This is a genomic window from Brevibacterium sp. CCUG 69071, from assembly GCF_021023135.1.
Classification (GTDB): Bacteria; Actinomycetota; Actinomycetes; order Actinomycetales; family Brevibacteriaceae; genus Brevibacterium.
The window spans coordinates 87,136-102,264 of record NZ_PGFV01000008.1; the positions used below are offsets into that span (position 1 = coordinate 87,136).

The 15,129-nt window shown below is 66.6% G+C and carries 6 protein-coding genes; 5 read left to right on the forward strand and 1 reads right to left on the reverse strand.

The annotated features are described in order from the left end of the window. Positions 1 to 88: 88 nt before the first annotated feature. The 5 genes from CV023_RS17325 to CV023_RS17345 are packed head-to-tail and all read left to right on the forward strand — an operon-like array spanning position 89 to position 13,445. Complete coding sequence (locus tag CV023_RS17325) at positions 89 to 10,708, forward strand: non-ribosomal peptide synthetase (RefSeq protein ID WP_230748223.1); 10,620 nt, start codon at positions 89 to 91, stop codon at positions 10,706 to 10,708. Positions 10,709 to 10,721: 13 nt separating this feature from the next. Then, positions 10,722 to 10,928, forward strand: a complete 207-nt coding sequence (locus tag CV023_RS17330; RefSeq protein ID WP_230748225.1) for an MbtH family protein — start codon at positions 10,722 to 10,724, stop codon at positions 10,926 to 10,928. Then, a complete protein-coding gene (locus CV023_RS17335; protein ID WP_230748226.1) occupies positions 10,928 to 11,911 on the forward strand; it encodes an ATP-binding cassette domain-containing protein in 984 nt (327 codons plus the stop codon). The genes CV023_RS17330 and CV023_RS17335 overlap by 1 nt, the downstream gene beginning before the upstream one ends. Before the next feature lie 50 nt (positions 11,912 to 11,961). Further along, the gene (locus tag CV023_RS17340; RefSeq protein ID WP_230748279.1) at positions 11,962 to 12,708 is read left to right on the forward strand and encodes an ABC transporter permease; all 747 of its coding nucleotides are present in this window, start codon (positions 11,962 to 11,964) and stop codon (positions 12,706 to 12,708) included. Beyond that, on the forward strand, positions 12,705 to 13,445 hold the full coding sequence (locus CV023_RS17345) for a 4'-phosphopantetheinyl transferase family protein (protein ID WP_230748228.1): 741 nt from the start codon (positions 12,705 to 12,707) through the stop codon (positions 13,443 to 13,445). Before CV023_RS17340 ends, CV023_RS17345 begins: the two co-directional genes overlap by 4 nt. On the opposite strand, the gene CV023_RS17350 is transcribed toward CV023_RS17345, so the two are convergent. Beyond that, entirely contained in the window at positions 13,394 to 15,127 is a 1,734-nt protein-coding gene (locus CV023_RS17350; RefSeq protein ID WP_442859952.1) for an FAD-binding oxidoreductase, read from the reverse strand. The genes CV023_RS17345 and CV023_RS17350 overlap by 52 nt on opposite strands. Between the last annotated feature and the right edge of the window lie 2 nt (positions 15,128 to 15,129).

The window sequence follows — 15,129 nt, forward strand, 5'->3', positions numbered from 1 at the left end:
CTTTGCCCGCGCGACCCTTGAACGAGTTGTGCTGAGCACTCGCGCGCCCGCCCCCGTTGGCACACCCCCGCTCAATGTGAAAGACACGATGACTGACGAGACCTCTCGAATCGACCTCACCTCGGCACAACGCGGAATCTGGTACGCCCAGAAGATCGAACCCGATAATCCAACGTTCCAGATCGGGCTCTATGTCGATATTCGCGGCCCGCTCGATGTCGACAGGATGCGCGAAGCAGTCGCCACGGCCGTCGCCGAAGCCGACTCGCTCAATGTCGTCTTCGGTGAAGACGAGCAGGGGCCTTTCCAAGAGCACGGACCGGCACGAAGCCACCTCTTGGTCCGAGACCTGCAGGCGGAAGGAGCCGAAGATCCCGAAGCCTCGGCTCAGGCGCTCATGCAGGACGACCTCGAAATCGTCCACGACGTCGATGAAGGTGATCTGCTCAGGTCACAGCTCTTCCACCTCGGACCCGACCACTGGATCTTCTATCAGCGAGCCCACCACCTCCTCGTCGACGGATACTCCGCCGTCCTCGTCCTGCGCCGCGAATCCCAGGTCTACCGGGAACTGGTCGAACAAGGAGCCGAGCAGGGAACCGAGCTTTCCGCCTCACCCTTCGGCAGCCTCGATGACCTGGTCGCCGAGGAGAGCGACTACCGCTCCTCGCAGCGCTTCAGCACCGACGCCGAGTTCTGGAGGCAGCTGCGCTCCGAGTCGGACACAGCGACCGGCCTGGCCACAAGCCCGGCCTCCCCGGCACGACGGCTCGTCACCTGCAACGCCGACATCCCCCAGGAGCTCTCATCACGCCTGGCCGGTTCCCGGTCGGCACCGACGCTCATCCTCAGCGCCGCAGCGGCCTACCTGCACCGCATGACCGGACGAGAGTCCATCTCGGTGGGCCTCCCGGTCACCGCCCGCCGCAGCGCCCTGGCCAAATCGGTGCCGTCCATGATGTCAAAGATCCTGCCGGTCCAGCTGCGCGCAGCACCGGAGATGACGACGGCAGATCTCGTCGCCGACGCCGGTGCGACGCTGCGCGAGACGCTCATCCACCAGCGCTTCCAATATCAGGAGCTGAGCACCGACAGCGACTACCTCGGGCCTTCGGTCAACATCTTCCCCCACGTCGATGACATCGACTTCGGAATGTCGAGTGCCTCGCTGCACCTCCTGTCGACCGGCCCGGTCGATGACCTCTCGATCATCATCCACGGCATCGGAGCCGACCCGAACTCTGCTGGAGGCGGCAGGTCGGCCATGGTGCGCTTTGAGGCGAACGCCGAACTCTACGATCGGCAGAGCCTCGCCGAGCATCTGCGACAGTTCCTCTCCGTCCTACGCCAGTTCGACGCGAGCGACGATCAGCACCTGGCAGAACTCTCACTCATCGATGCCGACGAGTCCGACGAACTCATCGCCGGCGGCAGGGGGCCCGACCAGCATCTTCCCGGCCACACCGTGGTGGAGGAATTCTCCCGCCACGCCCGCAAGTCCCCCTTCGCCACCGCAGTCGTCGCCGAGGACGGGCACATCAGCTTCTGCGAACTCGACCGCCGCTCGACTCAGCTTGCCGACTATCTTCGGGACTACGGTGCAGGGCCCGGGACTCGCATCGCGGCACGCTTGGGCCGGACCACCACTCTGCCCATCGCCGTGCTCGGAATCCTCAAAGCAGGTGCCGCCTACGTGCCCCTCGATCCCGACTATCCGGCCGGCCGCATCAACGCGATGATCGCCGACGCAGCACCGGTGCTCGTCATCAATTCCTCAACCGTGGCGGGTCCGGCCGGAGAGACGAGTGTGATCACCGACCGTCCCGTCATCGACCTCGATGCCGAACCGCAGCCGGGAGCACCAGCGACCGAGCCGACCCAGGCCGGGTCACAGCGGGCCGGGTCGACGCCTGCCCCCGACGACCTTGCCTACGTCATCTTCACTTCCGGGTCGACCGGTCGACCCAAGGGCATCGGTGTCGAGCACCAGTCGCTGCTCAATCTCTTCCACAGTCATAAGGAGACGATCTTCGATCCGGCCGCCCGACGACTCGGGCGAGGACTGCGCGTGGCGCACACGGCCGGGATCTCATTCGATGCCTCCTGGGATCCGCTGCTGTGGCTCTTCGCCGGGCACGAGCTCCACCTCATCGACACACTTACCCGCCGTGATCCCGAGACACTCACCGACTACTTCACCACCCACGGCATCGATTCGATCGAGACGACGCCTTCATTCGTCAAGGCCCTCCTCGCCCACGGCACCTTCAGCGGCAGCCGACACCCCAGCGTCGTCGCTCTGGGCGGAGAAGCCGTCGAACGCGGACTCTGGGACCAGCTCGCGGCCCTGCCCGAAGTAGACTCCTACAACCTGTACGGACCAGCGGAGACCACCGTCGACAGTCTCGCTGCACCCATCGTCGCCGGCGCCTCACCCGAGCTCGGCAGCTCCGTGGCCAACACCCGACACTACGTCCTCGACTCCCGCCTGACCCCCGTTCCCGCACAGGCACGGGGAGAACTCTATATTGCGGGGATGAATCTGGCACGCGGCTATGTGGGCAGGCCGGCCACCACCTCCGAACGGTTCATCGCCGATCCTTTCGCCGATGACGGCTCCAGAATGTATCGCACCGGTGACATCGTCCGCAGGCCCCTGGCCGGAGGCATCGAGTTCCTGGGCCGGGCCGATGAGCAGATCAAACTGCGCGGCTACCGAGTCGAACTCTCCGAGGTCGAGCTCGCCCTCCAGGCGGAGAGTCAGATCCGTTCGGCCGCAGTCATTCTGGGACAGAACCAGGCCGGGTACAGTCAGCTCCTCGGCTACATCACCGCCGATGAGCAGATCGATACCGCCAAGGTGCGCCGGGACATGAAGACGCGCGTCCCCGACTACATGGTCCCCTCGTTCATCACCCAGATCGACCGGATTCCTCTCACTGTCAACGGCAAGCTCGACAGGGCTGCACTGCCGGAACCGGAGTCGACGCGATCAGGCTCGGCGGCACCGCGGACATTCCAGGAACAGGCCGTGGCCGAAGCCTTCACGCAGGCGTTGGGAATCGACACCGTCGGAATCGACGATGACTTCTTCGAGCTCGGCGGGCACTCCCTGCTCGCCACCCAGCTGGTGGCCTCGCTGCGGAAGCGATTCGCCGCCCCACCCGCTCTCAGCGAGATCTTCCACCACCCCACCGTCCGTGAACTCAGTGCCAGGCTCGAACTCGTCGACGCGGCCCACGATCCCGTGGAAGAACTCACCGCCGCAGACCGTCCCGCGACCATTCCCCTGTCCTATGCACAGAGCCGACTGTGGTTCCTCAACCAGGTCGACCCGAGGTCCGCGTCCTACAACATTCCGCTCACCCTGCGCATCCGCGGAGACCTGGACTCCGGTGCCCTGCACGCTGGAATCAACGACGTCGTCTCTCGGCACGAGAGCCTGCGCACCGTGTTTCCGTGGACCGAAGGTCAGCCCCAACAGGTGGTCCTCCCCGCTGCCGATGCGCAGATCGCCCTGCCCATCGTGGAGATCAGCGAAGACCTCGTCGATCATACCGTCAACGCCGAGGCCACCCGCGGCTTCGACGTCTCAACGCAGCTGCCGATTCGGGCCCTGCTGGTGAGAATGGACGCCGGGGACCATCTCCTGCTCCTCACACTGCACCACATCGCCGCCGACGGCTGGTCGCTGCGTCCTCTGGCGCATGACCTCTCCACCGCCTACCGCGCTCGGGCCCACGGCGTCACCCCCGCTCTCGCCGAGCTGCCGATCCAATACGCGGACTACGCACTGTGGCAGCACAGGACTCTCGGCTCCGAGGAGGCACCCGACAGTCAGATCGCCGGCCAACTGGCCTTCTGGAAGGAGGCGCTGAGCGAGGCGCCGGTCGAACTCAGACTTCCCGTCGATCGGCCCCGGAGCACACAGACCTCGGGGCATGTCTCCCGCAGGATTCCGGTCGATATCGACGCCGAGACCCACGCCGGTCTGCGCCGACTCTCCGGCGAGCGCAACGCCAGTCTGTTCATGGTGCTCCAGGCCGCGTTCGCGGTGCTCTTGAGCAAACTCGGCGCCGGCAACGACCTCCCCATCGGCACACCCGTCGCCGGCAGGACTGAGACGAAGCTCGACGATCTCATCGGCTTCTTCGTCAACACCCTCGTCCTGCGCACCGACACGTCCGGCAACCCCAGCCTCGTCGATGTCGTCGACCGGGTCCGCGCGTCCAACCTCGCCGCCTATGCCAATCAGGATGCGCCCTTCGACCGAGTCGTCGACGAGGTCGGACCTCCGCGCTCGGACCAGCTCCATCCCCTGTTCCAGGTGATGCTGACCCTGCAGAACACCGCTCCGGCGAATCTGGACATGGGCAGCCTCGACATCGAACCCGCACCCGGGCCACAGGTCTCGGACGCGAAGTTCGACCTCCTCCTTGACCTCGCCGAACGCGAGACTATCGGCGGAGCTCGTGTGCCTGAGGAAGCCGCCGGCATCACCGGTTCCCTCGAGTTCGACTCCGCGCTCTTCGACGAATCCACAGCCGAAGCCATCGCCGCACGATTCGTCCGCGTCATCGACCAATTCGTCGCCGATCCGCACACACCCCTGCACGAACTCGAGGTGCTGCGCCCGGACGAGCTCGCAGTGATCCGCGCCCAGAGTCACGGCCGCGACCTGGTTGCACCCGAGTCGACGATCCTCGAGGTCCTCGATGCGACGATGAGGAACCATCCCGAACGGCCGGCCCTCATCGCCGACGACGGTGAGTTGACCTTCACCGAACTCGGCGCCCGCATCGACCGGTTCGCGCATAACCTCGCCGCCAGAGGGATCACCGCCGGGGACACCGTCGCCATCGCCCTTCCCCGGTCGGCCGATGCCGTCGCGGCACCCCTGGCCGTGCTCTCGATTGGGGCAGTCGCCGTCCCCATCGACCTCAGCTATCCCGCAGAGCGGATCCGCCTGATCCTAGACGCGAGCGCCCCCGACGCCGTCATCACCGACGAGGCCGCGATCCCGGTGCGCCCCGGCACGGCGATCGGCACCACCGGACTCCACACCGCCGAGGTAGGGCGACGTGACCATGACACCGCCGAGGTCGCCCGGCACGCGAACGACCGCCCGGCGCCCAGCGACCGTGCCTATGAGATGTACACCTCGGGTTCGACCGGGACTCCGAAGGGCGTGGCCGTCCCCCACAGTGCGCTGATGAATCTCCTCGCCCATCATCGGCAGACGATATTCGCCGAGGCGGGGCTCGACTCCGGCCCGGTCCAGACAGCGCACACGGCCGGATTGGGCTTCGACGCCGCTTGGGACCCGGTGCTCTGGCTCGTGGCCGGAGCGAGTCTGCACATCGTCGGCGATGAGGTCCGCCGCGATGCCGAGGCCCTCGTAGAATTCTGTCGCGAGCACCGGATCCAGGCACTCGAGACCACCCCGTCCTTCGTCCGGCAACTGATCATCTCAGGACTGTTCGAGGACGAGACCGAGGCAGACCGCGGCCCGCTGTCGCTGGCCCTCGGCGGAGAGGCCGTGCCCGCAGACCTGTGGCGCGAACTCGCCGCACACCCCGGAGTGCGCGCCCACAACTTCTACGGTCCCACCGAATTCACCATCGATTCCGTCACTGCAGCGGTCGAGGGAGACCGGCCCACCATCGGCCATCCGATCGGGAATGTTCGCACCATGGTCCTCGATGAGCATCTGCGTGAGGTTCCCCATGGAGTCGTCGGCGATCTCTATCTCGCAGGCGCCGGAATCGCTTCCGGCTACGTCAACCGGCCGCGCGAGACGGCGACACGCTTCGTCGCCGATCCTCTCGAACCGGGCGCCCGGATGTACCGGACCGGTGACCTTGTGTCCCGGCACCCCGACGGCAGCCTCGACTTCGTCTCCCGCGATGACGATCAGATCAAACTGCGCGGGTACCGAGTCGAACTCGGCGACGTCGAGAGCGCCCTGGCCTCGGGCAGCGGGGTCACCCAGGCGGCGGCCATCGTTGAGAATCTCACGGATCCTGAATCAGCTCGGCTGATCGGCTACTACACCGGGGACGCCGACGAGGCGGCCCTCCGTGATCACCTCGCCGCCCAGCTGCCGGCCCCGATGGTCCCCCACGTCCTCGTCGGCCTCGAGTCGATCCCGCTGACCTCACATGGCAAACTCGACCGCTCCCGGCTGCCGGCCCCCACCGCCTCGGGAACCCAGGAGTCCCGAGCCCCACGCACTGCGGACGAGCGCACCATGTGCCGGCAATTCTCGTCCGTGCTCGGCACGGACGAGGTCGGCCTCGACGACGACTTCTTCGACCTCGGCGGGCACTCGCTGCTGGCGGTCTCGCTCATCGGACGTATTCGGGCTGCCTTCGACACCGAGCTGCCGCTGCGCGCCATCTTCGACTCGCCCACCCCGTCACAGCTGCTTCAGCGACTCGATCCGCGCGGACCCGCCGCGCAGGCACCGGCCAGGCAGGCACCGGCCGACGACACCACGATCGCGGCGGAGCCGGCAGAAGATGCACGGCACACGAGTCTCACCGTGTGGAGTCGATCGGGTCAGCATGCCCGCCCACCGCTGATCCCCCTGTCGTATGGGCAGGCGCGATTGCACTTCCTCAATCAGCTCGACACCGATGCCTCGGACTACACCATCTCCCTGGCTGTCCGCTTCTCCGGAGATCTCGACCCGGAGGCCCTCGGGCAGGCGTTGACGAACGTGATCGCCCGGCACGAGATCCTGCGCACCGTCTACCCCACTGTCGACGGCAGCCCCATCCAGCAGATCCTGCCCCCTCACGCCGGCATCGGACTCATGGAACAGAGCTCCACGGCCTCAGGCACAGAGACCACGGCGCGGATGAGGGACGAGGCCGCCGTCGGATTCGACCTCAGCCGTGACCTGCCCATTCGAGCAAGCCTCTTCACCGAAGGTGAGGAATGGGTGCTCCACCTCGTGATGCACCACATCGCCACCGACGGCGCCTCGCTGCGACCGCTGACGCAGGATCTGTCCACCGCCTATGCCGCACTGCGCGGCTCCGCCCATCCGATGCAGCGCACACTTGAGGTCCAGTACGCCGAGTTCGCGCTCTGGCAGCGCCATGTCCTCGAAGTCGAACAGCGCCCCGGCACGGATGCCCCGCTCCTGGACCGGAAGATCCAGACCTGGCACGAACGGCTTGAGGGGGCTCCCACCGACATCAGGCTGCCCGCCGATCGGCCCCGTCCCGCGACCGCCAGGCAGTCGGGTCGTCACCATCACTTCAGCCTCGACGCCCGCACCTCGGCCCGTCTGGCAGCGGTGGCCGCAGAGAACGGGGCCAGCCTGTTCATGGCGCTGCACTCCGTGCTCGCCGGCTACCTCAGCAGGCTCGGTGCCGGTGAGGACATCGTCATCGGCTCCCCCAGCGCCGGACGATCGGACCCGGCGGTCGAAGACATGGTCGGACTCTTCGTCAACACCATTCCGATCCGCACCGACGTCTCGGCGAACCCCGGTCTGCGTACACTCCTGGCCCGCACCCGCACTGCGGTCATCGACGCGGTGGAACTCGACGACGTGCCGTTCGAACGCCTCGTCGAATCCGTCAATCCACCTCGCGAACTGGGCCGCCACCCCCTGTTCCAGGTCATGCTGTCACTCGAGGAGTCGGCCACACCGACCCTCGAGCTGCCCGGGGTCACCACGAGCATCGAACCCGAAGTCGAGACCGGTGGCGCGAAGTTCGACCTCTCATTCACCTTCCGCCGCAGCGATGCCGACGCGGGGCTCGCGGTGGTCCTCGACTACAACTCATCGATGTTCGACGCGGAGACCATCGACGGCATCTGCCGCCGATTCTCCCGCTTCGTCGATGAGGCGGTGACGGACCCTGAACGTCCGCTGCACGACATCGCACTGCTCGACCCAGCCGAAACACAGACGGCGGTCGATTCCCTCACCGGCCCGGTGCCCGCAGACACGCCGCCACCGGTCCTCGACGTCTTCGCCGCCACAGCCGCCAGAATGCCCGATGCCGTGGCGGTCCGCTCCGACCAGACATCACTGTCCTACCGTGAACTCGACGCGGCCTCGACTCGCTTGGCCCACGAGCTCATCGATCAGGGAGCAGATGCCGGCGAGACGGTCTCCGTTCGGCTGAGTCGCGGCATCGGCGTCATCGTCGCCACTCTCGCCGTGCTCAAGTCCGGTGCGGCCTTCAACCCGGTCGACATCGACTATCCCAGCGGCCGCACGAGCGCGATCCTCACCGATGCCGAACCGCTCATCGTGATCACACAGCCGGACGGCACCGCGGAGCTCACGCCCCTCCTCACCGCTGCCGGGATCACCCCGAGCATCATCGAAGTCACCCCGAACGGCGGTTCGACGCACCCAGCACCAGCCCACACGCCAGCCCACCCGGCGGCCACACCCTCGGGATCAGCGGGGACGACCGCGACCGCAATGCTGCCCGCGCCGCATCGGGATGCGGCCGCCTATGTCACCTTCACCTCCGGTTCGACCGGTCGACCCAAGGGCGTCGAGGTCGGTCACCCGGCCCTGGCGAGCCTCCTGGCCTCCCACCGGGCCCGGTTCCTGCCGACCCCGTGCGGTGAGGCCGAGCGGATTCCGGTGGCCCACACCACCGGAATCGGATTCGATGCCGCCTGGGATCCCCTGCTGTGGATGCTGGTCGGGCACCCGTTGCACATCGTCTCGGAGACCGTCCAACGCGATCCGCAGCAGCTGGCGGCCGACCTCCGCAGACTCGGCATCGGGTTCTGGGAGACGACGCCGAGCTACCTGCGTCTGCTCTCCGCCGAACCGGAATTCGGGCGCATGCTCGCAGAAGCCGCCGAGCAGGGGGCTCCGATCGTCCTCGCCCTCGGCGGGGAAGCGATCGAGTCAGACCTCTGGCAGTGGCTGCGCGAGCACCCCGGCATCATCGCCCACAACCTCTACGGGCCCACGGAGACCACGGTCGACGCATTCGCCGCGCCCCTGGCCGCCTCCTCGACGCCGATGCTCGGGGCACCACTTGAGCGCATGCGCGGATACGTCCTCGATGCACGCCTGCACCACGTGCCGTCCGGGACGCTCGGGGAACTGTATCTGGCGGGCGAGCAGCTGGCCCACGGGTACCAGGGCCGGCCGGGGCTGAGTGCCGAACGCTTCATCGCCGATCCTCACGGCGCACCGGGTGAGCGCATGTACCGGACCGGTGACCTCGTCGTCCGGCACGCGAACGGAGAACTCGTGTTCATCGGTCGCAGCGATGATCAGATCCAGCTGCGCGGATACCGGGTCGAACTCGGGGAGGTCGAGCGGGCCCTGCGCTCAGCACCGGGAATCAAGGACGCCCTCGTCCGTCCGTTCGGCACGGATCCTGCCACCCTGCAGCTCATCGGCTATATCGTCGCCGAGGCGGGCGAGGCCGACGAGAGCGCCGGAACCGCCACCGGGCTCGCCGATGAGGCGAGAGACCATGTGCGCTCGATCGTTCCTTCATACATGGTGCCCTCGCGCATCGTGGTCATCGATGAGGTTCCCCTCACCGCTCACGGCAAGATCGACGAGGCGGCCCTGCCCGATCCATCGACCGCGACGGTCGGTTCACGGCTGCCGCCCCGCACGCCGCAGGAAGAAGCCGTCGTCGCGATCTTCGCGCGCGTGCTGTCCTTGCCGCAGGTCGGCATCGACGAGTCGTTCTTCGAACTCGGCGGGCATTCGTTCCTCGCCCGGCCGCTCATCGCGGCCGTCAACGAGGCCCTCGGGGCCGAGCTGTCGGTCCAGGCCCTGTTCCGCTCACCGACCGTCGAGCAGCTCGTTCTCGAGGCCGACCGTGGTGGTGCGGACTCCATCGCCGAGAGCCTCCACCGTCTGCTTCCGCTGCGGTCGGCGGGCACGAAGGCACCGCTGTTCGCCGTTCACCCGGCCACGGGCATCAGTTGGGGATTCGCCGCGATGCTCGGCGGCCTCGATCCGCAGCGCCCGCTCATCGGCCTGCAGATGCCCGGGCTCGCCCCGGACGATCCGGAGGTCATGACCGCACAGACACTGACCGAACTCGCCGATGACTACATCGCCCACCTGCAGACGGTGCAGCCGGAGGGCCCCTACCACCTGATCGGGTGGTCGCTCGGCGGCATCCTCGCCCACCGTCTGGCCACCCGCCTCCAGGAGCGGGGCGAGTCCGTTGAGTTCCTCGGCATTCTCGACGCTTTCCCCACCGGACAGGAACGCAACGCAGATGTCGGCGAAGGATCCGAGCTGTGGGCGAACTACCTCGGTGCCAATCATCCGGCGATCACGGAGACGACTCACGGCCTCGATGACGAGAGAGCCATGGAGATCCTGCGTGAGCACGGGGATCCCCTCGGCAACGTCAGACCGGAGACCATTGCGGCGATGACGTCGGGATTCTTCACCCTGGCCAGGCTGATCCGCGAGGCCCCGGTGAAGACGTTCGACGGTGAGCTGCTGCTGTTCACCGCGACCCGGGACGTTCCCAACGGCACTCCCGGCCCTGACTCATGGCGCCGGTTCGTCACCGGCGACATCCACGTCACCGAAGTCGACGCCCGGCATTCGGACATGCTGGGTGCCGAGGCTCTCGACGAGATTCTTCCGGTTCTGTCCATCCACCTGGACGAGGCCGCCGAATCACAGACGAGACCCTTCCACTCCAGGGTCGAAACCCCGCACCAGAAACACCCCTAGGAGCTGACAAGACATGAACAACCCGTTCGACGACGCAACAGGTACCTTCCGCGTGCTGGTCAACGACCTGCAGCAGCACTCGCTGTGGCCGTCGTTCGCCGATGTGCCCGCGGGCTGGGTCCTCGTGTTCGGACCGGCCGACCGCGAAGACTGCCTCGAATTCGTCGAGGAGAACTGGACGGACATCACTCCGCGCCGGCTCGCCGAGATCGCCTCATAGTGATTCGCCTGGAGAATCTGCGGAAGAACTACGGAGCCTTTCGTGCTCTCGACGGCATCAGCCTCGACATCGAGGAGGGACAGATCTTCGGTCTCCTCGGCCCCAACGGGGCCGGGAAGACGACGACCGTGAAGGTTCTGTCCACACTTATTCGCCCCGACTCCGGCACCGCGCTCGTCGCAGGACACTCGGTGACCGCCGATCCCACGGCCGTGCGCCGCAGCATCGGCCTCTCCGGCCAGTACGCGGCCGTCGATGAGAAGCTCACCGGGTACGAGAACCTCGTCATGGTCGCCCGCCTCTATGGGATGAGCCGCAGGAACTCCGCGGCCCGGGCCCGCGAGCTGCTCGCCGAATTCGGTCTCAGCGATGTCGCGGGCAAACGCGCAGGCGCCTATTCGGGAGGCATGCGGAGACGCCTCGACCTAGCCTCGGCCCTGGTCGTGCGTCCGCCGGTGGTCATCCTCGACGAACCGACCACCGGGCTCGATCCGCGCGCTCGCCTCGACACCTGGGAGGTCATCACCACCCTGGTCAGAGGCGGCACCACCGTGCTGCTGACGACCCAATATCTGGAAGAGGCCGACCAGCTGGCAGATCGCATCGCCGTCATCGATTCCGGACATGTCATCGCCGAGGGAACCGCCACGGATCTCAAGGGCAAGCTCGGTGCTGAACGCATCACACTGACACTGACCCACCCCGACTCCCGCGAGGGAACCCTGCGGATCCTCGATCGCATCATCGGCGAGTCCGCACGCCCGCAGACGGACTCGTCGGGGCTGCGCATCACCGCTTCGGCGCCGCTGGGACAGAGGAATCTGCTGCAGGTCCTCGCCGCCCTGGACGAGGAAGGACATTCCGTCACCGAGGCGGCCCTGTGCCGTCCGACGCTCGACGATGTGTTCCTCGAGCTCACCGGCCAGCCCACCTCGGCGGAGCCTGTACAGACACCGGCCGAGACCGCCGAGGTGGGATCATAACCGCGCTCGTCTCCGCCGCTCGCGACAGCTCCGTCATCGCCTGGCGCAATCTGCTCACCGTTCGTCGGACCCCGGGTGCCCTGGTCACGGGAGTCGTCCAGCCGGTGATCTTCGTCCTCCTCCTCGCGTTCGTCTTCGGCGGCAGCCTCGGCGGTGCCCCGTACCGGGAGTTCCTCATCGGCGGGATCCTGGCGCAGACGCTGACCTTCAATTCCTCTTTCACCGCCGTCTACCTCGCCAAGGACCTCCAGCTCGGACTCATCGACCGTTTCCGTTCGCTGCCGATGTCACGGGTCGCCGTGATCCTGGGCAGAACATCCTCAGACCTGGTCACCAGCCTGATCTCGGTGGCGGTGACGATGATCTGCGGTCTGCTCATCGGGTGGCGCATCACCGAGGGGTTCGGTTCAGCACTGCTGGGCATCACGCTCCTGCTCCTCTTCAGCTTCGCCATGTCGTGGATCGGAGCGGTCATCGCTCTGACGGCCAGGAGCGTCGAGGTGGCACAGAGCCTCGGCCTCATCTGGCTCTTCCCCGTCACCTTCATCTCCGGAGCCTTCGTCTCGATCGACACCCTTCCCGGCCCGCTGCAGGCGATCGCCGCGTGGAATCCGATCACCGCCGTGGCCACCAGCGTCCGCGAACTGTTCGGCAACGCACCGCCGGCCGGATTCGTCACCAGCACCGGATGGGCGGCCGACAACGCCGTCATCTATGCGATCCTCAGCTGCGTCGCGGTCATCGCGGTCTTCTCCCCCATCGCCGTATCGCAGTACCGCCGGATCAGTCGGAGATGACGAGAGCCGCAATCGAATATCTCATCAGCGACATCGCAGAGATCGAACGGGTGCTCACCGCACACCCCTGGCTCGATTCACTACTGTCAGCGGACGAAGCCTCACGAGCGGAGCGTTTTCGCAGACCCACCGATCGGGCAGCGTTCCGCGGGGCGCATCTGCTCTTTCGGCTCATGGCCGCCCGCCGCCTCGGCATCGACCTCACAGAGGCCGGTGACATTGAACTGACGCGGCGCTGTCGCACGTGCGGCGGCCCCCATGGCAAACCGGAAGTCCCCGGAGCCCAGCTCAGTCTGTCTCGCTCGAACGATGCGGTAGTGGTCGCCTCGGCGCCTGAGTCATCACCGATCGGAGTCGACATCGAACAGGTGCCAGGCGTTGTCTTCCCCGGTTTCGACGACTACGTCCTCGGCCCGACGGAGACTCTGCCCGCCGGCGGCGATCCGGTTCGTCAGCGCCTCGACCTCTGGGTGTGCAAGGAAGCCGCGGTGAAGACCACCGGGCACGGACTGTCAGTGCCGCCCAGTGACATCGAGGTGACCGAAGCTGCGGACCGGCCATCGGGGATCAGTCCGGACGGAGACTGGACGGCCACGATCACAGCCCCTGCACACGCCGAACTCAATGCACTGAACATCGCTCGGCTGAGATGCCCTCGGCCCTACGTCGCGGCGGTGAGCAGCGCTCAGCGCTTGCCCGTCGAGGCCGTGGGACTGGTGGAGCTTCTCGCCCGGTGACCGAGGACCTTCCCCGGGTTGAGGTTCTGTCCGGGGTCGGTGGCTTGGAACAGGGCATCGACCATGAACGTCCCCGGTTCGGTGATGTCGTCGACGAGCCAGGGCTGATGTTCGGTGCCGACCCCGTGATGGTGGGACAGGCCGCCTCCGGAATCGATGAACTCCTGCTGAATGGCATCCTTGACGTCCTGATACTCCGCGAGAGCTGTGTCCTCGCTCGTATAGGGGATCGCGAAGGTGAAGTAGAGGCAGGCACCACCGTGGTAGCTGTGGGACAGGTGGCAGAACATGAATCCCGGCCCGCCCTGCTCACTGCGGGTCTGCCGGAATCTCTCGTGCACGCGAGCATGGACGTCTTTGAGATTCGCCCACGTCACGCCCGTCTCGCAGACATCGCCGAAGACCTTGTAGTTGAGGAGGAAGTCACGCAGATACGGTGTGTCGAACTTCTTCTGGTCGTAGATCGCTCCCGGCCCGGCGCCGAGGCTGATCCCGCCGCGGCGAGCGATGATGTCCTTCACCTCGGCCTTCTCACGCGCCACCCGGTCCTTCGAGCCTTCGAAGCAGACATAGGACAGGCACATGCCCTCGGTTGTGTCCCACCCCTTCGTGCGCAGGTAGCCGAACAGAGCGTCCTGACCGTGGGAGGCGATCTTCGCCTTCACGCCCCGCGGCTCGGAGACCATCGCGAGACTGAACCGGGTCTCGGGACCGTCGGAGAGTCGGGTGAAGGCGGGGGCGACCTCGGACCGGGCGATGTCGTGCATGCTCTCCACGCCGCTCGCCCAGTCAGGGAAGAGGTAGGCGATGACCTGCCGCACCTTCGGCAGCCGGTGGACCTGCACCGTGCACTCGGAGATGATGCCGAGGCGACCCTCGCTGCCGAGGATCATCTCATGCACCGATGGTCCCGAGTCGCGTCCGGGGATGGCCTTGCTCACCATCACTCCACGCGGATGGACGACACGCAGGCCCCGCACGATGTCTTCGATGTCACCGTACTTATCCGACTGCATTCCGGAAGACCGGGTCGCCGCCCATCCGCCGAGGGTCGAATAGCTGAACGAGTCAGGGAAATGGCCCATCGTCCACCCGCGAAGATTGAGCTGCTCCTCGAGGTCGGGCCCATAGGCTCCGGCTTCCACCCGGGCCAGGTTCGAGTACTCGTCGATCTCGACGACGCGGCGCATCCTGCCCATGTTCAGTGAGACGATGGGACGTGCCTCGTCCGGGTCAGGGGTCACTGATCCGGAGATGCACGAACCGCCGCCGTAGGGGATGAGCACGAGATCGCGCTTAAGGACGAGAGCAAGAATCGCGGCGATCTCGTCCTCGCTGCCAGGGTAGATGACGGCGTCGACGAGGCGGGCGATCGGTTCGTGGCGGACCCGGTAGAGGTCGGGCAGGGATCGGCCGAACGAGTGGACGACGCGCAGTTCATCATCGACGCTGACATTGTCCGGCTCCACCACGGTACCGAGCTCGTCGAGAAGCGCCGATGGCATGCGGGACTCGGGCACCTCGAGGTCGCCGAGCACCGGAGTCCGCGGGCGCGGAGCATTCCAGAGGTCGAGACCGACTTTGTCTTTGGCGATGGCGGCGAAGTCAGGTTTCGTCTCCCAATGGAAGTCGACGCCTTCGGAGCCCCATCCCCACCACCGGTGTCGCTTGACGTCCTGCATCC

Coding starts and splice junctions, on each gene's coding strand:
- CV023_RS17325 (WP_230748223.1), top strand. CDS start 89: ATGACTGACGAGACCTCTCGAATCGACCTCACCTCGGCACAACGCGGA.
- CV023_RS17330 (WP_230748225.1), top strand. CDS start 10,722: ATGAACAACCCGTTCGACGACGCAACAGGTACCTTCCGCGTGCTGGTC.
- CV023_RS17345 (WP_230748228.1), top strand. CDS start 12,705: ATGACGAGAGCCGCAATCGAATATCTCATCAGCGACATCGCAGAGATC.
- CV023_RS17350 (WP_442859952.1), bottom strand. CDS start 15,127: ATGCAGGACGTCAAGCGACACCGGTGGTGGGGATGGGGCTCCGAAGGC.